A 25123-nucleotide genomic window follows, 5' to 3' on the forward strand; every position below is an offset into this window, starting at 1 on the left:
TACCGGCAGGCAACTGGTGTAAAACATTACCAATTATATTTTCTGTACAGTTTAATTGAAATTGAACAGCTATTTTTTGAATATTCTCATGAAAGCATAGAAAATCACATAAATTTCCAGCCTTCCAAGAATCATACCGACAGTTAAGGTCCACAATGCCGCAGGTGGCATGTCGAATCTGGTAATGCCTGTTGAGAGTCCCACTGTTCCCAGGGCAGACGCGAATTCAAAAAGTGAATCACGCAGGCTGTAGCCGCAAGCAGTAAGTGATAGTGTACCAATTAAAAGAAAAACCATAAAAGTTATAACGTAGGTAGCGGCCTCGGCAAAAAGCTCAGCTGTAACCGGTGTGCTTCCTTCAGCACGGACGATGAGCGGCTTGTTAGCCATATATTCCGGCATGAACTTCCTCCTTACAGACCACGCCGCCTCCTTCAAGACTACATTTATCCTTTCAAGTTTGATTCCGCCTGCTGTTGAGCCTATCTGCCCACCGGCAGACATAAGAACAACCATAACAAGCATTGCCGAATCAGGCCATCTGTCAAAGGCCGTTGTGGAAAAGCCTGTAGTCGTAAGAGCAGCCATGCTGTTAAATACAGCAGTTCTTATGGAATATTCAAGACTATTGTTCATGTAGAAATGGCTTATGCAGGTTAACATTATTATTGACAATACAGCCGTGAGGGCGGATAGCCTGAATTCGCTCAGCCTGAAAAATTTGCCGACTTTACCTCCCATTAGAAGCATGTGTGCATTGAAGCTGGTGGAACCAAGAAACATTAGTATTATTGTCAGGATTTCAACAGGAATGCTGTCGTAGTATCCGATGCTTGGGCTTCTGGTTGAAAAACCTCCTGTGGAAAGGGAAGTCATGGTATGGTTCACAGCTTCGAAGGCAGTCATTCCCAGAACCATGTAAAGCACAGTTCCTGCAATGAAGTATCCAAAGTATATTTTGATTATCATTCGTGCAGAAAAGGCAAGATTTGGCAGCAGCCTGTTGGTATGCCCCTCTGCCATGAAAAGCGTCATTCCAAGAGTTTCAGATAATGCAGAAACTACCACCAGCACTATTCCAAGCCCTCCGAAAAACTGAGATAATGAACGAAACAAAAGAAAAATTCTGGGAATTTTTTCAACATCAACTACAGAAAGGCCGGTGGTGGTCCATCCGCTGGCGGATTCAAAAAAAGCATGAGGGAAATCCAGAATTTTTCCGAAAACAAAAGGCAATGATGAAAAAAATATGGCAAAAAACCAGGATGCAACCACTACCAATGATGCATCAGCGACTGTCATCCTGCAATCATCAGAAATCCTTGTCTTATTCATTAAGAATCCTACCAGGAACGAAGCAGCAAAAGGAAAGAAAAAACTCATTAAGTATTTATTTTCTTCGGGGAAAAATGGAAGCACAGCTACAGGCAGAAGAATTATGCCGGAAACAAACATAAGCATTACGCCTATATATTTTATAAAAAAGTGCATTCCCTCCTTTCTGCTCATGATTCGCCTCCTGTGAACAATCTGATGACATCATTAAGCTTATCTGTTTCTGTAAAAAGCATTATTCTGTCACCGGCGCTTATGACTGTTTTTTCCGTTGGAACCAAAGTCTTGCTTTCCCTGATTATGCATCCTATTATCACATTTTGAGGAATAAAAAGATCCATAATTTTCCTACCGCAGGAGCTGTAACCATCCGCTATTGTTACTTCTGCCAGATTCATATTTTTCTCATTCAGCGGAACAAAGCTGATTCTGTTCTCCTCAAGTGTCACCTGTTCTATTATATATGCAAGCTCGTATGCGGCGCTTACTGAAGTGTTGATATCGAAGCTGTTAAAAACCTTGAGGTTTCTTGGATTTACCACATTGGCAAAAGTCCTGCTTATTCCATATACGTTTTTTGCCAAAAGGCAGGTGACCAGGTTATCGGAATCGTTCGGCTGGACTGCTATCATCAAATCAAAACCGTAAATACCAGCATCGTCAAGGATGTATTTTTTGGAACCGTCACCGCATATGACTACTGCATCATTTGTCAATGAAAGAATTTCACATTCCTCTTTAATGCTGTTTATGATTACCAGCCGGTGATCTTCCCTCAGCAGAGATTCAGAAAGCAGTAAGACCTTTTGTCCGCTTCCTGCTATTGCAATTTTCACTTCAGACACCCCCTTTCATCAAGCATATATTCGATTGTTTCAATTGAAAGCTTGTATGGATAAATGGCATTTATTCCGTTTAGGGTTGCCACAGGGTCAAGGTCCTCAGAATAAAGTCGGACGAAGACATTTGGAACATCAAATACTATTCTTGCAATCTGAGAAGCCATTACATTAATGTTGTCGCTGCCGGTTGCAGCAATCAGTACACAGGAATTTTCTATGCCTGCCCTTTCCAGAGTGCCTATGTCCGATGCATCTCCTGTAACTGTATAACCGCTGTAGTCGGGAGTGAGTTTCTTGAATGCAGAGGGGTCATCGTCAATTACCACCACATATTTTTTGTGCTTTGAAAGCATGAAAGCAATGTTGGATCCGAGTTTGCTGCATCCGGCAATGATGAATAGTTCCCTGTTTCCGATTTTATTTTCAACTATCATGTGTCCCTCCATCCGTTATTTCTAATATTCTTATACCACAAACCCATGTGTTTAAACAAATGCAAGGAAATATGGAGAGGCTAGATATATGTCACTTTAAAATTACATCTAATGTTAATTTTTTCCCTCAGTGGGTATAATAGCAAAAATCAGCATATTCTTTTAAGGGGTGATATTATGAAGTTTAAAGGAAAAATACTTGTAGTAGGCTGCGGAGTAGTAGCACGATGCACCATACCGCTGTTGCTGAAGCATATTGAGGTTGATCCTCAAAACATTACAATTATGGACATGTACGACTACAGACCGCATGTCAGCGAAGCGTTAAAAAAAGGGGTAAACTACATAGTAGACACCATAACGAAGGAAAACCTGAACGAAAGACTTACAGGGTTGATTTCCGGAGGAGATTTGCTTATGGATTTGTCAACCAACATTGATTCTTTAGATATGCTGGACTGGTGCCATAAAAACAACGTGCTTTACATAAATGCCGCAATAGAAACATGGGACTGCCTTCATATTGAAAATAAAAATTCTCCATCTGAGAGGACTTTGTATCACAGGCAGATGGAAATAAGAAAAATGGTCCAGGGGTGGAGGAATAAAGGTGCCACTGCTGTGCTGGACCATGGTGCTAATCCCGGTCTTGTTTCACATTTTACAAAGACAGGCATAATTGACATAGCAAACAAGATAATAATGGAAAACACGGATGAGAAAAGAGCTGCATGCATGAGGGAAGCCATGGATGCGGGAGATTTCGCTAAAATGGCCCAGCTCATGAACCTTAAGACAGTGCACATCAGCGAAAGAGATACGCAGATAACAAACCAGCCAAAGACAGTAAACGAATTTGTCAACACGTGGAGCATTGCCGGATTTTACGAAGAGGGAATTGCTCCTGCTGAAATGGGCTGGGGAACCCATGAAAGGCGTCTGCCTAAATATGCACACGTTCACGGTTATGGTCCCGGAAATCAAATATGCCTTGCCAGAATGGGCATAAGAACCTGGGTAAGGTCTCTTGTTCCAAGCGGGGAAATCATAGGCATGGTAATAAGGCATGGGGAAGCATTTACAATTTCAGACAGCCTTACTGTATGGGAAGGGCAAAAGCCTGTTTACAGACCAACTGTCCATTATGCATACTGTCCTTGCGACTGTGCCGTTAACTCACTTCATGAACTTGAAATGAGGCAGTTTAAGCTGCAGGAAAAGCAGCGAATCATGACGGATGAAATCATAAGCGGCAAAGACGAATTGGGTGTGCTGCTGATGGGACACGACTACAAATCATGGTGGGTTGGAAGCATTCTGGATATAGAAGAATCCAGACGTCTTGTTCCTCATCAGAATGCAACGACGCTGCAGGTTGCCTGTTCGTTGATAGGAGCAATTTTGTGGATGATTGAAAATCCCTGGGAAGGTTTAAAGGTTCCGGATGATTTGCCTCATGAGAAGATTCTTGAATTTGCAAAAATATATCTTGGAACATTCGTATCCACGGAAATAGACTGGACACCCCTTAAAAATCGCATGAATTTGTTCGAAGGATACAACGGCGGAAATATTGATGAAGAAGATACATGGCAGTTTGATGCATTCCTGGTGGAATGAAAAAACAGCCGATTTATGAATTCATAGAGTCAATGAATAGGGATCATTAGATTTAAGTGGATTTAATGCTCTTAGCGGTTTATAATAAGCTATAGTAAAGTGAAAGGACAAACTATGCGATACGAAAATATTCTAAGAGCAAAATTTATTGACAGGCCAAACAGGTTTATTGCCAATATCGAGATAGAAGGAAGAAACGAAGTTTGCCACGTAAAAAACACAGGGAGATGCAAGGAACTGCTGCTCCCAGGAGCTGAGCTGTTTGTTCAGGAGTTTGACAGCTTAAGCCGCAGAACGAAGTATGATCTGATTTCGGTTTTTAAGGGTGACAGGCTCATCAACATGGACAGCCAGGTTCCCAACAAAGTGTTTGCAGAATGGGCACGGGACAAAGGATTTTTTAAGGACATCCGTATTTTAAAACCGGAACAGAAGTACAAAAATTCCCGTTTTGATTTCTACATGGAAGATGGAATTAAAAAAATTTTTGTGGAAGTGAAGGGAGTTACACTGGAGGAAAACGGAGTGGCGATGTTTCCGGATGCTCCAACAGAAAGGGGACTGAAGCATTTAAATGAACTGGCTTCATGCATTGATGACGGGTATGAATCTTATGTGGTCTTCATAATACAGATGAAGGATGTTTTACATTTTACCCCCAACGCAAAAACTGACAGAATTTTTGCTGAAACTCTGTCAAAAGTTAGAGATAAGGGAGTAAAGATACTTGCTCTTGATTGTGAAGTAACACCCGATAGCATAACGGGGATAAATCTGGTGGATATAAATCTTTAAAAGCTGCAAAGCTACGGTTTGGTAATGAGGGTGGAGCAATCCGCCTTTTTAGTTTTGTTTGAATTAAAATTTTTTTGTTTTGCAAAAACAATTTTCTTGCAATAAAATAGCACTTATGTTAACATACTAACGGTTTAAATATATTAACATACATTTATTGGAGGAAACATGAACAAAGAGAATCAAATGGCAATCGCCAACCCGTCACCATTAGGCCTATTGGGATTTGGATTGACAACAGTGCTTCTCAATCTTCACAATGCAGATATTATTCCACTTTCGGTAGTTATAGTTGCAATGGGATTTGCATTGGGCGGAGCAGCTCAAATCATTGCAGGAATCATGGAATTTTTTAAAAACAACACTTTCGGAGCAACAGCATTTACAGCATACGGATTCTTCTGGTGGTCACTTATTTTCATTTGGATCAATCCTTTTGAAAACATAAAGCCTGCAGATGAGATAAGCATGGGATTTTACCTTCTGCTCTGGGGAATCTTCACGGCATTTATGTTTATAGGTACCTTAAAGCACAACCGTGCAACTCAAATAGTATTTTTATCGCTGGCTGTATTGTTCTTTATGCTGTCAATAGGAGATTTCACCGGAATGCACAGCATAAAAATAGCTGCAGGCTGGGTTGGAATTTTCTGCGGATCATCTGCAATATACACATCTTTGGCGCAGGTAATCAACAACGAATTCAAAAAACAAATTATGCCATTATAAAGAAAAAACTGCGCTGATGCGCAGTTTTTGTTTTTAAGCGATTATTTGTCATCTCCGGTAAACAACTGTGTCCAGTAAGTCTTTCCGTTAGAATCCGTACAGTAGCCCACACCTATATAAATGAAATCAGGCGAAAGTATATTTGCTCTGTGTCCAGGGGAATTCATCCATGCAGTAACAACCTCTTCAGGTGTTTTCTGTCCTGATGCGATATTCTCACCCCATGCTGACCATGTGACACCAAATTTTAAAAGCATGTCTCCTGCCATTCCGTAGGTTGGAGAATTATGCGAAAAATAATTGTTGTCAGCCATATCTTTGGATTTAACCCTGGCAACATCCGAAATCCTCTTGTTGAAGTTAAGGGCGGGAAGTCCGTTTCTCTCCCTTTCCACGTTAACAAGCTGGGCAACCCTTTCTTCATAGGAAGCAGAAGTCGCAGGAACTGTCGCAGGAGTCTGCGAAGGTTGGGCCGATGGGTCGGCTGACGGGTTTATGAAATTGAAGTAGTCGTAAATGTTGAAGTTTGAAAATGCATATGCAGGCGATGCCGACAATGCCAATACCAACGCTAAGATCAATGCCACTAATTTGTTTTTCATATTGTTCTCCTCACTTAATTAAGTTAGCAAACAATCGCTTATGAAACTAAATTTTCATAGTTTCATAAATAGTATTTCTTTCAAAAGTTTAAATATGTTAAGCAATGTATGGCTAATTTTTAAATAAAAAGGATAATGAGCTGAAAAATATAATATAAATTCATATAAATTGTATTTTTGGATAATATTGATTGACATTGTTCGCCAAGAAGATTATAATAATGACAAATTATATATTTGGCAAAGCAGGTGAAAACCTGTGACGCAAAGCTATAGGGCCTTTAAAATGGCAGCCAGTTGCACGTTGGCATTGCTTGATTTAACGGCAGTGCCTTTTTATTGCAGTACAATGGTTCAATAGCTGTTGAGGTTATCAGAGGTGAATAATGGACTACATGACAGTGAAGGATGCATCAAAATCTTGGGGAATATCGGTAAGACGAATTCAAACGCTGTGTGAAAGCGGAAGAATTGAGGGAGCATTAAAATTCGGAAGGGATTGGGCCCTGCCTAAGTTAGCTGAAAAGCCTGCAGATGCCAGAATAAAGTCCGGAAGCTACACGAATTGGAGAAAAAGAGGATAAAGATGAAAACATTACATAGGATTTTATTGGCGGCGGTTGCCGCAGTGGCGTTTATTGGCTCGAATCATGCATATGCTGCAGCAGGTTCGTTTTCAAGCCAGAACATAGCCGGTATAAGTACAAACTACATTAAAATAGACATGAACACTTCCAACATAAAGCCGGTGGTCCTCAATGCAGGCAATCAGATGAATTCTGCTGATTCTCTTGCAAACATGGCTAAAAGTGCAGGAGCCTTTGCAGCAATAAACGGAACTTACTTTGAGGCATACAACGGCACTCCTGTTCCTTGGGGAACAATAATTAAAAATGGAAAAATCCTGCATGTCAGCAACGGCAAAAGCGTTGCAGGCATTACAAGTGAAGGCAGACTTCTGGTGGATATCCTTTCATTTGAATTCGAAGGATACATAAACGGTAAGCTAAGGTCAATTCCATGGAGAATAAACCACCCCAGCTCGGAGGCGGAGGCTATCACCGTATTTACACCGGAATATGGAACGGAAGTACAGCTGCAGCCGGGAGCAAGGGCAGTGATTGTGAAAGGCGGCAAAGTAACCGAACTCTCATCATCTGACTTTATGGTTCCAAGCGACGGATTTGCAATTGTGTACAATTCTTCGGTTGCGTATCTTGCGGATGAGCGGTTCAAGACTGGGGATGAAGTTTCTTACAGTATAAAAATAAAGACCACATACACTAAATCAGAGGAATGGAATGATGTGGTGTGTGCTCTTGGTGCAGGACCAAGCCTGATTATCAACGGAACAATAACAGCAGATGGCCTTGCTGAAGGGTTTACCGAAGCAAAAATCAATACGAACAGAGCAGCAAGGTCTTTTATAGGAGCCAAGGCGGATGGAAGCATAATAATCGGTAACATGGGTTCTGCCACGGTACGGGAAGCTGCAGAGGTATGCAGACAGATGGGGCTTGTCAATGCCATGTGCCTTGACGGGGGTGGTTCAGTAGCACTGTATTATCCTCAGGCTAATGTTTCAATGTCCGGAAGGAAGATAAACAATGGTCTTGCATTTGTTGAGGAAAAGATTGCTGGGGTTACTGCACTTCCCACTTCTTCAAAGGTGCTGGTGGATGGCAGCCATGTAAGCATGACAGCTTATAACATTGGGAACAGCAACTATTTCAAGCTAAGGGACATAGCCATGGTCCTTGACGGAAGCAAAAAAGAATTCAATGTAGTGTGGGACAACAGCAAAAATGCCATCAGCATTTTGAAAAACCATAAGTACAAAGCTGTAGGAGGAGAACTGACAGTACAAAACTTTATTATGAAAAAGAACGCAGTTGAATCCAGTTCGGAAGTTTACCTAAACGAAAAAAAAGTTTCTATAACTGCCTACAATATTGACGGGAGCAACTACTTCAAACTAAGAGATATTGCTTTGTCCATGGACTTTGACGTGTCCTGGGACCAGGAAGAAAATGCAATACTGATCAAAACCAAATAAATGCAGCAATATAAGAAAGATTCTGTCAGATACGGCAGAATCTTTTTACATTAGGATAATTATTTAATTGATGCAAGGTTGAAACTTTCATTGTTGGGTAAAAATAAAATATCATTATAATGAAATTACTGCCATATTATTTAAAAAGAAGGATAGACTATTGGAGAACAGGTACCATGAAAATTCTTGTAAGTGGTACTGCCTCTTCAATAAATAGTTGAAATCAGGAAAGGAGGGATTTGCATGGAAGACTCAATGGAAGCTTACTGCACTGTTTGCGGAAAATTTACATATTTCACCTATGACGGTGAAGACTGGACATGCCAGACATGCGAGAGCATCAACACCAACGCCGTCAAGGGCGACACAAACATGATGTTCGATCCTTACAAGGACTGATTGAATTGAACTTAAAGATTTATATCTGCAATAACTCCTAAAGAGATGAATGTCAATAGAGTTTGACTATCAGGACCGGATTTTCCGGTTCTTTTTTTATTCATTTAAGTTTCAATGCTGCACAGTTGGGTATATATGAAATAACAATCATGAAAAGGAGTGACGATTATGAAAATGTTGGTCCCGGTTGACGGTTCTGCCGCTTCAATCAATGCGGTGAAAAAGGCAATTGAAATAGCAAAGAAATACGGAAACTTTTCAATAAAGATAGTCAATGTTGTGAATATAGATCATATTTCCGGCTATAAGAGAAACAAAAAACTATGGAGTCAGGTGGACGGTTCGATTATTTCCGAAAACGACGAGAAAACTAAACTCCTTGAAGAACATATTACTGCAAGTTCTCACAAAATCCTTAAATCTCTGATAGAGAAACTTGATTTTGCCGGCATAAAGACAGAGACTGAAGTAATAATTGGGGAACCATACGAAAAAATACTGGAAACTGCAAAAAATGAGAACTTTGATTTGATAGTGATGGGAAATAGAGGCTTTTCAAAAATTAAAAGATTTTTCGTTGGTTCAGTGACGCAAAGGGTTATTTCCGACGCACCATGCCCGGTTCTGGTAATCCATTCTGATATGGATATATAGATTGATGATAATACGATTTTCTTCACCCCCCTCATAAAAAGGAACACCGGGTATACCAGGTGTTTCTTTTTATATTTATCACTCTCTTTTGCTTTTTATTTCCGGCCTGCTTTTTTCATGGCGGCTTTCGTGAACTCCGATTATCTGACCGTTTATGATTCCTGCGTCAGCGTTGTCCTTTGGCTCCATTTTACGAAGTTCGGCATTGCTTTTTTCTCTGTCGCGCATTCTGTTTTTGTTGTTTTTCATTGAATCCTCCTGAAAATGAATTACTTATAGTATTTATTTCAGCAAGACTAATATGCATACAAACATGCATTGAATTTAGTCGGATTTAAGATTATAATAAATAGAGAATAGAAGAGGGGATTTCATGAGCAAAATAATAATAGAAGACATAGAAATAGAAGTAGTCAAAAAAAATATAAAAAACATAAATCTTTCGGTGCACCCACCATTCGGAGACGTGAGGATTTCAGCACCTGAAAGGATGAATGATGAATCGTTAAAAAGCTTTGTCAATTCCAGGATTGCCTGGATCAGGAAACAAAGGGGCAAGTATATGACCCGGGAAAGGTCATCAGAAAAAGGATTTGTTACTGGTGAATATCACAGTCTTTATGGAAATGACCTGATGCTTGAGGTTCACGAGACCAGCGGCAGGCAGTATGCTGAAGTAGGATGCGAAGGCAAAATAAATATGTTTGTAAGAAAAGGCAGCAGTGCAGAGAAGAGAGAGAAACTTTTATACGACATGTACCGGGAATTATTAAAAGATAAACTGCCTGAATGCATAAAAAGGTGGGAAACTGTCATAGGAGTGTCCGTCAACCAGTGGGGAGTTAAACTCATGAAAACCAGATGGGGCACTTGCAACATAAAATCAAAAAGAATATGGATAAATCTGGAGCTGGCAAAAAAAGGTCCCAGATGCCTTGAATATATAGTAGTCCATGAACTTACACACCTTCTTGAACGTTACCACAATAAAAGTTTTTATGGTTACATGGATAGATTTCTGCCAGAATGGAAAGAAATCAGAAAGGAACTAAACGGCATGGCTTAGGATGAACTCGATACTGAGATACTGTCAAAATGGCCATAGGCTTAATTTTATCATAGATAAAATTTGACGGTTTAATAATGCAACTATCCTTGAGTTGTAAATTATGTCTTTTATCTACAAATCATTATGTTCTTGTTCTAAATTCATCGGAATCCAATAAGGATTTAATTAAGAATATAATTAATAAAATTATAACAAATATTTTGTGCTAGACAAAAATTGTGTTTTAAGCTATAATGTACACATGATTACGTTTTCCAAAACAAATGGGAGGACATCAAGAACTATGCTGGCACAAATGCATACGCAGCGACTTTTAAAGCCGGAGGTGAATGACTGTCATCATTTTATTGTAATAAAATCCTGGCATAAGATCTTAATGTATTGTATTGGAGGCTAATCAATATTATTATTGAGAAGGGATGTGTAAAAATGAATAATGAAAACAACAGAGGCCAATGGGCAAGCAACTTAGGCTTCTTGATGGCAGCAGTTGGTTCAGCTGTCGGCCTGGGCAACATCTGGGGATTCCCTTACAAGATGGGAGCTAACGGAGGATTTGCTTTCTTAATCGTTTACTTGGTTTTAGTAATCTTTGTTGGATTTGCGACCATGTTGGGTGAATTAGCTTTAGGTAGAAAAACAGGATTGGGTGTTATCGGTACATACAGGATGCTCAACAAGAAATTTGCATGGGTGGGCTGGCTGGGCTTCCTATCAGGATTCTTTATCTTGTCTTTTTACAGCGTACTGGGAGGATACACTCTTCGTTATGCTATTGGGTTCCTGATGGAGCTGTTCAGTGAAGGCGCAGGCTTCGGAGGAATGGGAAGCGGCGAATTCTTCGGTTCATTCATCATCAACGGCGGAGCAAACCTTTTGTTCCACGGAATTTTTATGGCTCTGACTATCGTTATAGTTATGGGTGGAATTGCCAGCGGTATAGAAAAATTTACTAAAATTGCTATGCCTGCATTGCTGGTTATGCTGGTTATTGTTATTATCCGAAGTGTTACTTTGGAAGGCGCTTCGACAGGAATTGCTTTCATGTTTGCTCCAAACTTTTCTGCTTTCTCAGAAATAGGTTTCATGAAGGTGCTTAAGACTGCGGCAGGACAGATGTTCTTCTCATTGTCACTTGGTATGGGTTGTATGATAACTTACGGATCTTACCTAAGCAAGCAGGAAAATCTTGAGAAAAACGCCCTAATTATTCCTATCGCAGACACAATATTTGCTTTGATGGCTGGACTTGCTGTAATGCCCGCTGTAGGCGCATTCATGTCTCAGGGAGTGGAAGGGATATCCTTCGGAGCAGGACCTGGACTATTGTTTGTAACGCTGCATCAGGTATTCAGCGTAGGTATGGGCGGCTTCATAGGAAACCTGTTTGGATTCGTATTTTACTTTTTAGTTTTCATTGCAGCCATAACATCATCTATTTCGCTGCTTGAAGTTTGTACAGCATTCTTCATTGACAGCAAGGTACAAAAAGGTCAGGTTGCAAACAGAAAGAAAATTACCATAATTGTCGGACTGGTAATTTTCCTTATCGGAATACCTGTAGGATTGGATGGACTGGGTTCAGGCGTAGCCGGAGGAGCTACAATTGATATTCCGGCTGTTGTGTTCGGTATGGATGAAGTTCGTGTAGCCTTTGACTGCTGGCTGGACTTCTATGACATGATTTCCGAAGGTGTGTTCATGCCGCTGGGCGCTATCCTGATGTCAGTACTCATCGGATGGGTTCTCAAGACGAATATTGTCAAGGAAGAAGTTGAAGCTTCTGACGGTATCAAGATGAAAGCTTACGCTTTCTGGGACTTCTGCTTCAAGTTCATTGTTCCTATCGGTATTTTATTCGTATTGTTGGGTCAGCTGGATGACTTCTTCGGTCTGGGAATTTTCTAATAAATTACTGAATATAAGAGAGAGCGGATTTTCCGCTCTTTTTTTCTGTGGTTAAATCTGATTTTATCATCACATACCATATGAAATATGAAAATTAAATGACTTTAGTTGTGCATACTTTCATCATTCCATGGGAGGTTCCCTGTGAAAATTATTTGGAGCCACTTTTTCATCACTTATTAGGTAAATATGGAAGAAATATTCGGCTGCTGCTATTATTGCTGCAAAAACAATCAACCCTGAGGCACTGGCGTTGAAGTTGTAAGAAAACATGTCAATAACGTAAGCTGCCGCTGCCCCAAGAACACCATCTCCTATGGATGCTGTCACACTTCCCATTGAAGGCAGAATTACCAGGTCTCCTAGAAGGTAGTTCAATATTGTGCCTGCCGCAGCCACCAATGTTATCATTCCTATGGGATTTAAGTCAATCAAAGAAAAAGCGGCCCATGATGCGGCAAACGTTGCTGCAAATTTCATTAGTAATGCAATTGCTGTTCTCATATTTTTCTCCTGTTCTCGATTTACTATATTTTTAGCAAAAACACGAAGATTATTCCTTTTGATGTTCTAAACAAATTGGTGTTTCTATGGGGCATAATAAATGAAATATTTTAGATAATAATAATGAAAATATTGAAAGGAGAAATTATATGGCTGACAATAATTATAAACAAAAAAACATGGCAAAACCTATTGAGAGTCACGAAACAGCAGCCTGGGCAAACCAGAGTAAGCTGAAGGCTGTTTCAAAGGTCAACATACCTGATGAAATTCAAGTGAGAAACGCTAAGGAATACGTGGATTCAAATCAGAAATGATTAGTTGCTAAAGAAGGAAGATACAGACATCTTCCTTCTTTTTTTTCTAATTTTATAAAACATGGTGCTCTGAAAGCTGTTTGTACCTTCTGTACCTTTCGGCTGCATGTTCTCCTGAAATTTCAAACATTTTTCCTGCAATTTCCGGAAATACATTCATAAGCTGAGAATAGCGTATCTCACCATTGATGAATTCGCTGTAATCCGAGGAAGGTTCTTTGGAATCCATGATGAAAGGATTCTGACCCTGCTCAGCCAGAGCCGGATTGTATCTGTACAGGTGCCAGTAGCCGCAGTCAACAGCCTTTTTTTCCTCCATCATGCTTGTGCCCATACCTGTCTTGATTCCGTGATTGATGCATGGAGAGTAAGCAATGATGAGAGAAGGTCCATTGTAGCTTTCTGCTTCCTTGATTGCTTTAATAGTCTGGTTCATATCGGCTCCCATGGCAATCTGAGCAACGTAAATGTAGCCGTAGGTCATGGCAATGAGACCAAGGTCCTTCTTTCTGATTTTTTTGCCTGCAGCAGCAAATTTAGCAACTGCAGCAGCTGGTGTGGACTTTGAACACTGGCCTCCGGTGTTTGAATAAACCTCTGTATCCATTACAAGCATGTTGATGTCTTCACCGGATGCAAGAGCATGGTCAAGTCCGCCATAGCCAATATCATAAGCCCATCCGTCGCCTCCTACTGACCAGACAGATTTCTTTATAAGCTGATCCTTTCTTCTCATGATCTCCTGTACAATCTCATTGTCCTGATGACTGTTGTTCTTCAAGGCTTCAAGAATCATGTTCGTGGCTTTCTTTGATTCTTCTCCGTCATTGAAATTGTCAATCCAGTAAGTGAAGGCTTCCTTAAGACTGCTGTCTATAGGAGAAGCCATGGCTTCTTTCATAAGCAAAGCAAGCTTTTCTCTAAGCTGCTTAACACCTACCTGCAGTCCAAGGCCGAACTCTGCAGCATCTTCAAAGAGAGGATTGATCCAGGCAGGGCCTCTTCCTTCGGCATTTGTCGTGTATGCGGTTGCCGGGGCTGAAGCTCCCCAAATTGATGAACAGCCTGTTGCATTGGAAATTATCATTCTGTCGCCGAAAAGCTGAGTAACAAGCTTCACATACGGTGTTTCTCCGCAGCCTGGGCAAGCGCCGGAAAACTCCATGAGCGGTCTCATAAACTGGCTTCCTTTAACGGTATTTTTGTCCATGATATTTTCCTTTGGCCTAACAGTCATGGCAAATTCCCAGTTTTCAGATTCCATTTCCATTTCATGTTCAGCCGCCTTCATGATGAGAGCCTTTCCCTTTGCCGGACAGATGTCTGCACAGTTGGCGCAGCCGGTGCAGTCCATGGGTGAAACCTGAATTCTCCAATGGTAATTTTCAAAGCCTTTGCCGATTGGTTTAGCAGTCTTGAATGTGTCAGGTTTTCTCGAGTTTTCTTCATCGTCCAGTAAAAACGGACGTATGGTGGCATGAGGACAAACGTAGGAGCATCTGCCGCACTGAATGCACTTGTCGATTTGCCATTCCGGAATCATGGGTGCTATGCCGCGTTTTTCGTATGCAGTGGTTCCTGAAGGGAAGGTACCGTCTTCCATGCCGGCAAAGGCACTTACCGGCAGCTCATCACCTTCGTCTCTGGCCATGGGCCTTTGGATGTTTTTAATAAAATCAGGTTCATCTTTAACTGGAAGCTCTTCTTCCTCAGCATCTGCCCAGGAGGATGGAACTTCAACTTTCGCCAGGGCATCAATGGATTTATCTACAGCTTTCTGGTTCATTTGAACAATATCTGAACCTTTTTTACCATACATGTCTTCAATGTTTTGCTTCAGGTACTCAAGAGCCTGATCAACGGGAATCACATTGGCAAGCTTGAAGAATACAGACTGCATTACCATGTTAATTCTGTTGCCAAGACCTATTTTTGAGGCTATTGCCAAGGCGTCTATGATGTACAGGTTTATGTTGTTTTTTGCTATATATTTCTTGATGGAAGCAGGCAGCTTATCACCAAGTTCTTTTTCTTCCCATGGACAGTTAAGGACAAACGTTCCGCCCTTTTTAAGTCCTTTCAATAAATCATAATGATAAACAAATGACTTGTTGTGGCAGGCTACATAGTCGGCGTTGAACACCAGGTATGGCGAGCGTATGGGGTTCTTTCCGAACCTTAAATGTGAAGTTGTTGTTCCGCCGGATTTCTTGCTGTCATAGGAGAAATAACCCTGAACATAAAGGGGGGTGTTGTCTCCGATTATCTTTATGGCTGTTTTGTTGGCTCCTACGGTTCCGTCAGAGCCAAGTCCCCAGATTCTGCAGCTGATGGTTCCTTCAGGAGTAGTATCAACTATTTCAGCTTCAGGCAGGGAAGTGTTGGATACATCATCCACAATGCCTATGGTGAAATTGTCCTTCGGTTCATCCTTTTTTAAGTTTTCAAATACTGCAATAATCTGTGTAGGTCTTGTGTCCTTTGAGGAAAGGCCGTAGCGACCGCCAACTATGACCGGAGGATTTTCATAATTCTTGTAGCACTTGACCACATCCAGATAAAGAGGTTCGCCGGTGGAACCAGGTTCCTTGGTTCTGTCCAGGACTGCTATTTTTTTAGCTGATGCAGGGACAGCCTCAAGCAGATGCTTTTCGGAAAAAGGCCTGTAAAGATGAACCTTGACCAAACCAACCTTTTCTGCCTTGGACATCAAGAAATCTATGGTTTCCTTTATAGTTTCAGTTGCAGAACCCATGGCAACAATGACATGTTCTGCATTTTTGTCGCCGTAGTATTCAAACAGCTTGTATTTCCTGCCTGTCATCTCTCCAAGTTTATCCATGTACTGTTGTACGATTTCAGGTGTAGCCTTGAAAAACGGATTTTGGCCCTCACGCTGTTGAAAGTAAATGTCCGGATTCTGGGCCGTACCCCTCACAACAGGGTGTTCGGGATTCAGTGCCCTGTTTCTGAAATCTTCAATAGCCTGGTAATCCACAAGCTTTTTTATGTCTTCAAAGTCTATTTTTTCAACCTTCTGTATTTCATGAGAGGTCCTAAAGCCGTCAAAGAAGTGGATGAATGGAATTCTTGACTTGATTGCGGAAAGGTGAGATACAACTCCCAGGTCCATAACTTCCTGAACATTGGCAGATGCAAGCAGGGCAGCACCCGTCTGTCGGCATGCCATGACGTCCTGATGGTCTCCGTATATGGAAAGAGCATGGGTAGCTACAGCTCTGGCAGCCACATGAAGAACTCCCGGCAGAAGTTCGCCGGCCATTTTGTACAGGTTTGGAATCATAAGCAAAAGCCCTTGAGAAGCTGTATAAGTTGATGCAAGGCTTCCTGCCTGTAAAGCTCCTCTCATTGTTCCAACGGCACCAGCTTCAGACTGCATTTCAATTACCTTTACTTCCTGATCGAAAATATTTTTCATACCGTGGGCAGACCATTCGTCAACTCCTTCTGCCATCGGCGTTGAAGGAGTGATGGGGAAGATGGAGGCCACTTCGGTCAAGGCGTATGAAGCATATGCTGCCGCCTTGTTACCGTCCATAGATTCATATTTTTTCATTTAATATCTCCTTATAGCAAAATTTCAGTTGTTATATCTTTTCCTTGAAAAAAACAAATATTCTTAAAAGCAATGAAGAATTAATAAATAAAACCAATTAAGAATGAAGAATTAAGAGTTAAGAATTAATGGAAAGGATTTGTGCGCAGCACAAATCCTGATATAAATAAAAATGGATTTGCGTTTTGCGCAAATCCACACCTTTAATTCTTCATTCTTAACTCTTAATTCTTAATTGCAGTTTCTCACCATCATAGTCAACTGTTAAGTTCGTTTCAGGCTGAATGTCATGCTGTATTATCATCCTAGCTATAAGTGTTTCCACATTTCGCTGAATGTACCTCTTCAAAGGTCTTGCACCGTAAACCGGATCATACCCCTGATCCACAATGTAGGATTTCGCTCTGTCCGAGACAGTTACCGTCAGCTGTTTATCCTTTAGCCTTCTTTGAAGATCCTTGAACATCAGGTCTATGATGGAAGAGATTTCACTTTTGTTCAAAGGCCTGTAGAACACTATTTCATCCAGCCTGTTCAGAAACTCGGGTCTGAATTGTCTCCTCAGCAGGCTGTTTACTTCGTTTTTGGCTTCTTCGGTAAGTTCACCGCCGCCGCTTATTCCATCCAGAATATAATTGGATCCCAGGTTGGACGTAAGGATTATTATGGTGTTCTTAAAATCGACAGTTCTTCCCTGGGAGTCGGTTATGCGTCCGTCGTCAAGCACCTGCAGAAGGATGTTGAACACCTCAGGGTGTGCTTTTTCTACTTCATCAAACAATACCACGGAGTAGGGCTTTCTTCTTACAGCCTCAGTGAGCTGACCTCCTTCCTCATATCCAACGTATCCGGGAGGAGCTCCGATAAGTCTTGACACCGAAAACTTTTCCATGTATTCACTCATGTCTATTCGAACTATGTTGTGTTCATCATCAAAAAGAGACTCTGCCAGTGCTTTTGCAAGCTCTGTTTTTCCCACTCCTGTAGGACCCAGGAACATGAAGGAACCGATAGGTCTGTTAGGATCTTGTATTCCTGCCCTTGAGCGGAGTATGGCTTCTGTTACTTTTTCAACTGCCTCGTTTTGTCCGATAACTCTTTCATGGAGTATGTCCTCAAGCCTTAAGAGTTTCTCACGTTCGCCTTCCATAAGTCTGGATACAGGTATTCCTGTCCAGCGCCCGACAATTCTTGCAATTTCTTCTTCAGTTACACGGTCTCTTAACAGGGATTCTGCACCCTGTGACCTTTCTGCAATCTGTTCTTCTTCTTCAAGGGATTTCAACAGAGACGGCAGTCTTCCGTACTTAAGCTCTGCCGCCTTGTTCAGGTCGTAGTTTCTTTCGGCCCTTTCGATTTCACCATTGACTTTTTCAATCTCTTCGCGAAGTCCCTGAACCTTTGAAATGGCGTCTTTTTCGTTTTCCCATTTTGCCTTCATTTCCTTGAACTGCGCCCTCATGTCTGCAAGTTCTTTTTGAATTTCCTTGAGATGTTCTTCAGAAAGCTTGTCATGCTCCTTTTTAAGTGCAGCTTCTTCGATTTCATGCTGCATTATCTTTCTTGATATTTCATCCAGCTCCGTGGGCATGGAATCTATCTCCGTTCGAATCATGGCACAGGCTTCATCAATTAGGTCGATTGCCTTGTCAGGAAGAAAACGGTCGGAAATGTACCGGTGGGAGAGAACTGCAGCCGCAATGAGAGCCTGATCCTGAATCTTTACACCATGGAATACCTCATAGCGTTCCTTGAGACCTCTTAGAATGGAGATTGTGTCTTCAACTGTAGGCTCATCTACCAAAACAGGCTGGAATCGCCTCTCAAGAGCAGCATCCTTTTCAATGTACTGTCTGTATTCGTTAAGGGTAGTTGCTCCGATGCAGTGAAGCTCGCCCCTTGCAAGCATTGGTTTTAGCATGTTTCCGGCATCCATGGCTCCTTCGGATTTTCCAGCGCCTACTATTGTGTGGAGCTCATCTATAAACAGAATTATTCTACCGTCGCTTTTCTTGACTTCTTCAAGTACAGACTTGAGCCTTTCTTCAAATTCACCTCTGAATTTAGCTCCGGCCACCAGTGAGCTCATGTCCAGTGAAAAAATTTTTCGTTCCTTCAGGTTGTCAGGAACATCACCTCTTACAATTCGTATGGCCAGACCCTCTGCTATGGCAGTCTTGCCAACGCCTGGTTCACCGATAAGCACAGGGTTGTTTTTTGTTTTTCTCGAAAGTATTCTCACTACATTTCTTATTTCTGAGTCCCTTCCAATAACAGGATCAAGTTTGTTGTTCTTTGCAAGCTCTACCAGGTCTGAACCATACTTGGCAAGCACATCGTATGTTGACTCTGGAGTATCGCTGGTAACCCGGGTGTTGCCTCTGACAGAGGAGAGCACGCTTAAAAATTTGTCAGTGCTCAAACCAAACTGGCTGTAAAGATTTTTAAGGCTCTGTTTTGGAGAGTTCAAAAGAGAAATCATTATGTGTTCTACAGAAACATATTCATCCTTCATCCTGTCCGCCTGGTTTTCTGCTTCTGCCAGGATTTTATCCACATCAGGAGCAATATATATTTTTCCGCTTTCCCGTCCGGGCCCCGTAACACGAGGAATTGCAGCTATGAGTTTTTTTACGCCGTCTCTGAAGTCATGACCATCAATGTTAATCTTGGTCAGCAGCTGCACTATCAGACCGCCTTCCTGACTTACAAGAGCATTCAAGAGATGCTCCTGTTCTATCTGCATGTTCGAGTTTTCAACTGCTTCCTTGTGAGCGTTCTGAACAGCTTCTAAGGATTTTTGTGTAAATTTTTGAGCATTCATTAAAATACCTCCTTATGCTTTATTTACCATTGACATAATTGTAAGCCTAAATTATTAAATGAAGATTAATTTTAAAATTTTGAAAAACCGGATCCGTACACTTCCTGTACTGTCCGAACTATTACAAATACGTTTGGGTCAATGTGCTTCAGTTGATTTTTCAGCACAAAGTATTCCCTCCTGGCAAGAATTGTGACAATAATTTCCTTCTGCTGGTTTGTGTAGCCTCCTTCAGCCTTATAGACAGTCACACCCCTGTCAAGCCTGTCAAAAATATACTGCTTTACTTTTTCGTGATGGTCGGATATGATTACAACTTCGTTCTTGACAGAAAAACCGTCAATGAAGTAGTTGACAACAACACCGTTCAAAAACCATCCGAAAGCACCCACAGTTCCTGTCTTGATGCCATAGGTGAAGAACGCTGACAATACCACAAACACGTCTGCTGCCATGAGTCCGGTGCCTATGTCCAAATGTGCATACTTATTAAGTATCTTGGCGATGATATCGGTTCCTCCGGTCGAAGCGTTTTGATTAAATACGATGGAAAGGCCCATGGCAGAAAGCACTATACCGCATATGAGGTTCAAAAGAATCTCATCGGTTACAGGCTTTGTTGCAGGATGGACCGTCTCCATAACAAACATGAAAAATGAAAGAAAAAAAACAGAAACGACTGTTTTACCACCGAATTCCTTCCCTAAAAAAGCAAAGCCAACTATTAATAGAATCACGTTCAATATGAAGTTGATTAAGGAAATAGGGATGGCCACGTAGTTGCTTAGAACAATGGATAAGCCGGATATTCCTCCGGGAGCAAGATTTTCAGGAACCAGGAAGTAGTAAACTCCAAATGCTACTATCATTGTTCCAAAGGCGATAAATATATATTCTTTTACAGTTTCTTTTTTCATAATGCCTCCCTTATTGTTATTGTAGATATTTTAAATCAAAAAAACCACGATTTCAAGGAATATTATGTACCTGTTTCTAATTTTTACTTAATGTTCAAAAATTTTATCCGGCATAAAATTCCCTAGCCTTATGGATTTTATATTTAAAAAAATAATTCAACTGTTATTCATTTAACAAACACCGAAAAACGTAGCAATATGTAATAATCAGAAGCTTATAACAGCAAATTAAAGTTAGAACAAATAATTTCTTCAAATATTTATTAAATGTCGATAAATGTTGAAGTTTTGAATTTGCTGAACATATTAAAGGGTGATATAATGACAAATGCTGTATAAATTTAAACAAGGAGTGATTTTTTGAACGAGATAATTAATCAAATCATCGAGATTGACTCTTTGGCTTTTGAGAACAAAAACAAAAACGAGGATTTTTTGCTCAAGAAAAAGCAGGAGTACGAAAGTGCTCTCTCAAGTTATAAAAACAATAAACTTGAGGAGGCAAGGAAAAAAGCTCAGATACTTGCCGATGAAGCTGATAAGTATGTGGCTGAAACCGAAAAGTCTGAAAAAGAACAAATTATCAAAATTTCTGGCGAAATAGACAAAAACTATAAAAAGGCAGAAAAATCTTTGGTAGAAGAAATATTTAACAAGTTGTTTGTATTGGAGGGATAGTATGAACCCTAACATGGCATACTATGCTATTCAAACCAAGATTATTTCTAAAAAAGGTCATTTGATTCGAGAGCTTGATTGGGAAAAATTATTAGAATGCAAGACGGTAGACCAAGTGAAGTCACTCATGCTGGATAACAAGGAATTAAGCAAACTGATGTATGAAGTGAAAAACGAGGAAATCAACAGAGACAGGATGGAAGTCCTGCTTGGCAGGTTCAAAACAGTAGAAACTGAAGATTTGCTCCATTATTTTTCCGGAAACTATAAGGAATTTATAAAATCTTTGTTACTGGTTAGCGAACTGCAGGATTTAAGCTTGATTTTGAGAAGGATAGCCAGGGAAGAAACCCTCGAAGGTATTGAAGAACGCTTTGTTCATTCAAAAAAACATGAAACCCTGCCTTTTGATAATCTCATGTCTTCTAAAAACGTAGCTCAATTTACCGAAAACCTAAAGGGTACACCCTATTATTCAGGATTGAAAAATCTTACGAAAGAAGATGCTATCAATCGTGAATTTCATATTGAAATGAAGCTTTATGTGGAACTATACAGAAATTTAATGGAATATGCCAACAAGCTTGACAAGGACGACAAAGACGCCGCATTGGAATTAATCGGACTCAAAATCGACCTCCTCAACGTGCAGTGGATATACAGGGCATTGAATTACTATAAAATTTCACCTGAAGAAATATTGATTTACAGCCTGGTTGGCGGAAAGTCAATTGATTACAAGAAATTGAAAAAATTGTGCTACAGCAAGTCGATGGAAGAATTCTTTGAATTGGTTAAATCATATTTGAAACTGGACATATTCAGCAATATGGATGTGCTGGGCTTTGATCTTTCAATAAACTCATATTCATATGAATATCTTAGAAAAAAGAAATTCCGCAATATCGGAGCTGCTGTTTCATATATTTACCTGATTGGAATCATTGTTGACGATTTTACCACGATCGTCGAGGGTATAAAGTACAATGTACCAAAAGAAAAACTCAAAGAATACTTGGCTTACAGGATGTAAGACAGAAGGAAGGGAGGAACTTAAAGGATGTCCGTAGAAAAAATGGTTCTTTTAAAGGTTGTTGGTTCAACAGATGACATGAATCCAATTATAAAAGAACTTATACTAAATGAAAATGTGCATTTGAATTTAAATGTTGAACATAGCAATGCATATGCAAACTACTATGTAATACACCAATATGAATCAGACATTCTGGGAACATCAAACCAAAACAGGGAAAATCCCTGGGATGGTGACGAGAAACTGATTGACTGCATGAACATCGTCAATGACCTTGCAAAAGGCATGGGTGTAGAACTTACTGTCGATAAAAACATATTATCGGATAAATACAAAATTAAAGACGCTTACGAGGAATTGATTGGTATAAATGATTCTATAGGTTCAAAAATAAGTGGAATTAATTTAATCAGAGAAAAGATAAAAGTGCTTCAGGATTTCAGGGTGAAGGTTGACAGCATTTTAGACAAGACTCTTGTGCTTGATAAAATGTCTGATTTGAACTATTTCGAATATGAAATAGGAATGCTTTCTAGAGATATAAGGTGGAAGCTTAAGAAAAACTATGAAAACATCAGCGCCATTGTCATGAAAATAGGCATCATAAACTCTTCAGCCGAAAATATTTACATGATAATGTATCCTAAGCAATTCAAGGGAGAGACAGACAACCTGTTAAAGTCCTTGAACTGGACCAAGCTTGAGAGACCTGAGGGCATTACTGGAACACCAGAGCAGATGTTAAAAGAGATTGATGAAAGGCTGAGCGGTCTCAATGCTGAAATTAGCAGATTAAATGCTGCCATAGAAGCAGAAAAGAAAACAAACGCCAGTTCAATAAACAGGCTTTTCAACATATTCAATCTTGAGGAAAGAATAAATGAAGTGGTTGACAAAGCCGAAATAGGAAACAATATTTTTGCAGTTGACGTTTGGGTGCAGGAAAGCCAGCTGGAAAATGTAAAAAATGATATTTCCAAGGTTTCAAAGAAATATATGCTTAACCAGAAAACTGCGGAGGAGCTGGGAGCACAGGTAATACCGCCTACAAAGCTGAAAAACAACTGGTTTACGAGACCTTTTGAAACAATCGTAAAGATGTACAGTTTGCCTGCTTACAACGAGCTGGATCCGACACCGTTTTTGGCTGTTACGTTCTGTCTGGCATTCGGTATAATGTTTGGAGACATTGGACAAGGACTGGTATACTTTTTGCTGGGTCTTGCCTTGAAAAAGAAAATAGGTGCATTTGCTGAAATAGTAATGAGACTTGGTGTAAGTTCAATAGCTTTCGGTTTTGTCTACGGAAGTATGTTTGGTCTGGAAAAACACGAACTGCCATGGCTTCCAAGCCTTATAGAAGGCGGACCGTTAAGTCCTGACAACATACCGATGATTCTTGTGGCAGGTATAGTTTACGGCCTGTTTGCTCTTACGGTTTCTTATATTTACGGTATAGTGAACTCAATGATGAACAAGAATATAGAAGAAGGCATCTTTGGTAAAAATGGAGTATTCGGATACATGTTTTTCATGAGTTTCGTATTAACCATAATAGCATTGACCGGGTTGGTGAATATTCCTTTGGCCCTGCCAATGACAACACTCTTAATAAGCATTGTTATAATAGTGCTGAAAGAACCTTTAGCAAACATGGTAATGAATCACAGGCCACTTTTCCATGAGGGAGCCGGTGCATATTTTACAGAAAGCATTTTTGAAGCTGTAGAGACAATTCTTGGAGCTCTGAGCAATACTGTTTCATTCGTCCGTGTGGGCGCTTTTGCATTGAACCACGCAGGTTTGTTCATGGCATTTTTGGTAATGTCGGAGATGGTTGAAAATATAATTGCCAAAATAGCTATTTTGGTCGTAGGAAATATATTAATACTATCACTTGAAGGAGTAATAGTGTTCATTCAGGGACTTCGTCTTCAGTACTATGAAATGTTCAGCAAGTACTTTAAAGGTGAAGGTTTGGAATTTAAACCATTAAAATTAACAAAATAAAAACAATAATAATTAAGAAGGGAAGTAAAAAATTATGCAAATTTTATTTTTATTAGCTGCTGGAGCAGTATCAGTAGGAACTATAGTATACGGAAAAAAAGCAATGAAGAACGGTAAAAAGGGAAATATCAAAAAAGCAATATTGACAACAGTATCAGCATTTGCATTAATCATGATTGGGGCAATAGTATCAACAATTTTCGGCGGCAACGCATTTGCAGAAACTGCTGAAGCTACAGAAGCTGCTGCAGCAAGTGCAGGCGGCTTGGGAGAGGGACTTAAATATCTGTCAGCAGCATTGTCCACAGGTATTGCTACAATTGCTACAGGTCTTGCAGTTGGTTCAGTTGGGTCTTCAGCTATAGGAGCAATTTCAGAAGATTCGTCACTTCTTGGTAAAACTTTGATTTTCGTTGGTATGGCAGAAGGTATTGCTATTTACGGTTTGATTATTTCTATCTTGATTCTGTTCGTTTAATTATCAAAAGAAAAGAGAATTGACATGAAGTCATTTTTAATAAGTGATAACAGGGATACCTGGGTGGGCCTCAGGCTGGCCGGCATAAACGGAACGATTGTGCATGACAGGGACGAGGCACTCAAATCTTTGAAAAACGCAATGCAGGATAAGGAAATAGGAATTCTTATCCTGACTGAGAAAATAGTTGATATGCTTAATGATGTGGTTACGGAAATGAAGCTTAAATCTAAAACTCCACTCATTATAGAAATCCCTGACAGGCATGGGTCCAGAAGGGAATCAAATACCATGGCGGACAACATAAGAGAATCCGTCGGTATTCACATATGAGGTGAT

At 40.3% G+C, this 25123-nt stretch carries 24 protein-coding genes and 1 riboswitch; of the genes, 15 read left to right on the forward strand and 9 right to left on the reverse strand.

What is annotated here, in order from left to right; genetic code table 11:
• Positions 1–69: 69 nt before the first annotated feature.
• Genes AAGU76_RS01230 through AAGU76_RS01240 form a run of 3 tightly spaced genes read right to left on the reverse strand, consistent with a single transcriptional unit; the run spans position 70 to position 2611 of the window.
• The gene (locus AAGU76_RS01230; RefSeq protein ID WP_342483612.1) at positions 70–1509 is read right to left on the reverse strand and encodes a TrkH family potassium uptake protein; all 1440 of its coding nucleotides are present in this window, start codon (positions 1507–1509) and stop codon (positions 70–72) included.
• Positions 1506–2171, reverse strand: a complete 666-nt coding sequence (locus AAGU76_RS01235; protein WP_342483613.1) for an NAD-binding protein — start codon at positions 2169–2171, stop codon at positions 1506–1508. The genes AAGU76_RS01230 and AAGU76_RS01235 overlap by 4 nt, the downstream gene beginning before the upstream one ends.
• On the reverse strand, positions 2168–2611 hold the full coding sequence (locus tag AAGU76_RS01240; RefSeq protein WP_342483614.1) for a TrkA family potassium uptake protein: 444 nt from the start codon (positions 2609–2611) through the stop codon (positions 2168–2170). The genes AAGU76_RS01235 and AAGU76_RS01240 overlap by 4 nt, the downstream gene beginning before the upstream one ends.
• A gap of 177 nt (positions 2612–2788) precedes the next feature.
• Here AAGU76_RS01240 and AAGU76_RS01245 point away from each other — a divergent pair, with 177 nt between their 5' ends.
• The 3 genes from AAGU76_RS01245 to AAGU76_RS01255 all read left to right on the forward strand — a co-directional run bounded on the left by AAGU76_RS01245 (position 2789) and on the right by AAGU76_RS01255 (position 5755).
• Positions 2789–4231 carry a saccharopine dehydrogenase NADP-binding domain-containing protein gene (locus AAGU76_RS01245; RefSeq protein ID WP_342483615.1) on the forward strand — a complete coding sequence of 481 codons (1443 nt, stop codon included), beginning with the start codon at positions 2789–2791 and terminating at the stop codon, positions 4229–4231.
• Between the two features lie 114 nt (positions 4232–4345).
• On the forward strand, positions 4346–5026 hold the full coding sequence (gene sfsA, locus AAGU76_RS01250) for a DNA/RNA nuclease SfsA (protein ID WP_342483616.1): 681 nt from the start codon (positions 4346–4348) through the stop codon (positions 5024–5026).
• A gap of 168 nt (positions 5027–5194) precedes the next feature.
• Positions 5195–5755, forward strand: a complete 561-nt coding sequence (locus tag AAGU76_RS01255; RefSeq protein ID WP_342483617.1) for an acetate uptake transporter — start codon at positions 5195–5197, stop codon at positions 5753–5755.
• A 41-nt stretch (positions 5756–5796) separates the two neighbouring features.
• Here AAGU76_RS01255 and AAGU76_RS01260 read toward each other — a convergent pair whose 3' ends face one another.
• Positions 5797–6357 (reverse strand): CAP domain-containing protein, encoded by a 561-nt coding sequence (locus tag AAGU76_RS01260; RefSeq protein WP_342483618.1) that lies wholly within the window; start codon positions 6355–6357, stop codon positions 5797–5799.
• A 229-nt stretch (positions 6358–6586) separates the two neighbouring features.
• Positions 6587–6662, forward strand: a riboswitch (cyclic di-GMP riboswitch).
• Between the two features lie 81 nt (positions 6663–6743).
• Here AAGU76_RS01260 and AAGU76_RS01265 point away from each other — a divergent pair.
• From AAGU76_RS01265 to AAGU76_RS01280, 4 genes are all read left to right on the forward strand, one after another.
• Positions 6744–6941 (forward strand): helix-turn-helix domain-containing protein, encoded by a 198-nt coding sequence (locus tag AAGU76_RS01265; protein WP_342483619.1) that lies wholly within the window; start codon positions 6744–6746, stop codon positions 6939–6941.
• 2 nt (positions 6942–6943) lie between these two features.
• Positions 6944–8413, forward strand: a complete 1470-nt coding sequence (locus AAGU76_RS01270) for a phosphodiester glycosidase family protein (protein ID WP_342483620.1) — start codon at positions 6944–6946, stop codon at positions 8411–8413.
• Between the two features lie 243 nt (positions 8414–8656).
• Complete coding sequence (locus AAGU76_RS01275) at positions 8657–8812, forward strand: hypothetical protein (RefSeq protein WP_342483621.1); 156 nt, start codon at positions 8657–8659, stop codon at positions 8810–8812.
• Between the two features lie 168 nt (positions 8813–8980).
• On the forward strand, positions 8981–9466 hold the full coding sequence (locus AAGU76_RS01280; protein WP_342483622.1) for a universal stress protein: 486 nt from the start codon (positions 8981–8983) through the stop codon (positions 9464–9466).
• Between the two features lie 78 nt (positions 9467–9544).
• Here AAGU76_RS01280 and AAGU76_RS01285 read toward each other — a convergent pair whose 3' ends face one another.
• Positions 9545–9715 (reverse strand): hypothetical protein, encoded by a 171-nt coding sequence (locus AAGU76_RS01285; RefSeq protein WP_342483623.1) that lies wholly within the window; start codon positions 9713–9715, stop codon positions 9545–9547.
• Positions 9716–9839: 124 nt separating this feature from the next.
• Here AAGU76_RS01285 and AAGU76_RS01290 point away from each other — a divergent pair, with 124 nt between their 5' ends.
• On the forward strand, positions 9840–10532 hold the full coding sequence (locus tag AAGU76_RS01290; RefSeq protein ID WP_342483624.1) for a SprT family zinc-dependent metalloprotease: 693 nt from the start codon (positions 9840–9842) through the stop codon (positions 10530–10532).
• 432 nt (positions 10533–10964) lie between these two features.
• Positions 10965–12443: a sodium-dependent transporter gene (locus tag AAGU76_RS01295; RefSeq protein ID WP_342483625.1), complete on the forward strand. Its 1479-nt coding sequence runs from the start codon at positions 10965–10967 to the stop codon at positions 12441–12443.
• Between the two features lie 123 nt (positions 12444–12566).
• Here the strand turns inward: AAGU76_RS01295 and AAGU76_RS01300 are convergent, their stop codons facing one another.
• Positions 12567–12947, reverse strand: coding sequence for a DUF2512 family protein (locus AAGU76_RS01300; RefSeq protein ID WP_342483626.1), 381 nt, complete (start codon positions 12945–12947; stop codon positions 12567–12569).
• Positions 12948–13096: 149 nt separating this feature from the next.
• Between AAGU76_RS01300 and AAGU76_RS01305 the strand changes: the two genes are divergently transcribed.
• Positions 13097–13264: a DUF3787 domain-containing protein gene (locus tag AAGU76_RS01305; protein WP_342483627.1), complete on the forward strand. Its 168-nt coding sequence runs from the start codon at positions 13097–13099 to the stop codon at positions 13262–13264.
• Between the two features lie 52 nt (positions 13265–13316).
• On the opposite strand, the gene nifJ is transcribed toward AAGU76_RS01305, so the two are convergent.
• The 3 genes from nifJ to AAGU76_RS01320 form a co-directional block, all read right to left on the reverse strand.
• Positions 13317–16841, reverse strand: a complete 3525-nt coding sequence (gene nifJ / locus AAGU76_RS01310) for a pyruvate:ferredoxin (flavodoxin) oxidoreductase (protein WP_342483628.1) — start codon at positions 16839–16841, stop codon at positions 13317–13319.
• A 217-nt stretch (positions 16842–17058) separates the two neighbouring features.
• Positions 17059–19665, reverse strand: a complete 2607-nt coding sequence (gene clpB / locus AAGU76_RS01315) for an ATP-dependent chaperone ClpB (RefSeq protein WP_342483629.1) — start codon at positions 19663–19665, stop codon at positions 17059–17061.
• Between the two features lie 71 nt (positions 19666–19736).
• A complete protein-coding gene (locus AAGU76_RS01320; protein WP_342483630.1) occupies positions 19737–20582 on the reverse strand; it encodes a YitT family protein in 846 nt (281 codons plus the stop codon).
• A 360-nt stretch (positions 20583–20942) separates the two neighbouring features.
• On the opposite strand from AAGU76_RS01320, the gene AAGU76_RS01325 reads away from it, so the two are divergent.
• The 5 genes from AAGU76_RS01325 to AAGU76_RS01345 are packed head-to-tail and all read left to right on the forward strand — an operon-like array spanning position 20943 to position 25117.
• Entirely contained in the window at positions 20943–21260 is a 318-nt protein-coding gene (locus AAGU76_RS01325) for a hypothetical protein (RefSeq protein ID WP_342483631.1), read from the forward strand.
• A 1-nt stretch (position 21261) separates the two neighbouring features.
• Positions 21262–22293 (forward strand): V-type ATPase subunit, encoded by a 1032-nt coding sequence (locus AAGU76_RS01330; RefSeq protein ID WP_342483632.1) that lies wholly within the window; start codon positions 21262–21264, stop codon positions 22291–22293.
• A gap of 27 nt (positions 22294–22320) precedes the next feature.
• Positions 22321–24306 carry a V-type ATPase 116kDa subunit family protein gene (locus AAGU76_RS01335; protein ID WP_342483633.1) on the forward strand — a complete coding sequence of 662 codons (1986 nt, stop codon included), beginning with the start codon at positions 22321–22323 and terminating at the stop codon, positions 24304–24306.
• Positions 24307–24340: 34 nt separating this feature from the next.
• On the forward strand, positions 24341–24784 hold the full coding sequence (locus AAGU76_RS01340; RefSeq protein ID WP_342483634.1) for an ATP synthase subunit C: 444 nt from the start codon (positions 24341–24343) through the stop codon (positions 24782–24784).
• Between the two features lie 24 nt (positions 24785–24808).
• Positions 24809–25117: a V-type ATP synthase subunit F gene (locus tag AAGU76_RS01345; protein WP_342483635.1), complete on the forward strand. Its 309-nt coding sequence runs from the start codon at positions 24809–24811 to the stop codon at positions 25115–25117.
• The last annotated feature ends 6 nt before the right edge of the window (positions 25118–25123 follow it).

Origin of the sequence: Sedimentibacter sp. (genome assembly GCF_038562225.1) — a bacterium.
GTDB lineage: Bacteria > Bacillota > Clostridia > Tissierellales > Sedimentibacteraceae > Sedimentibacter.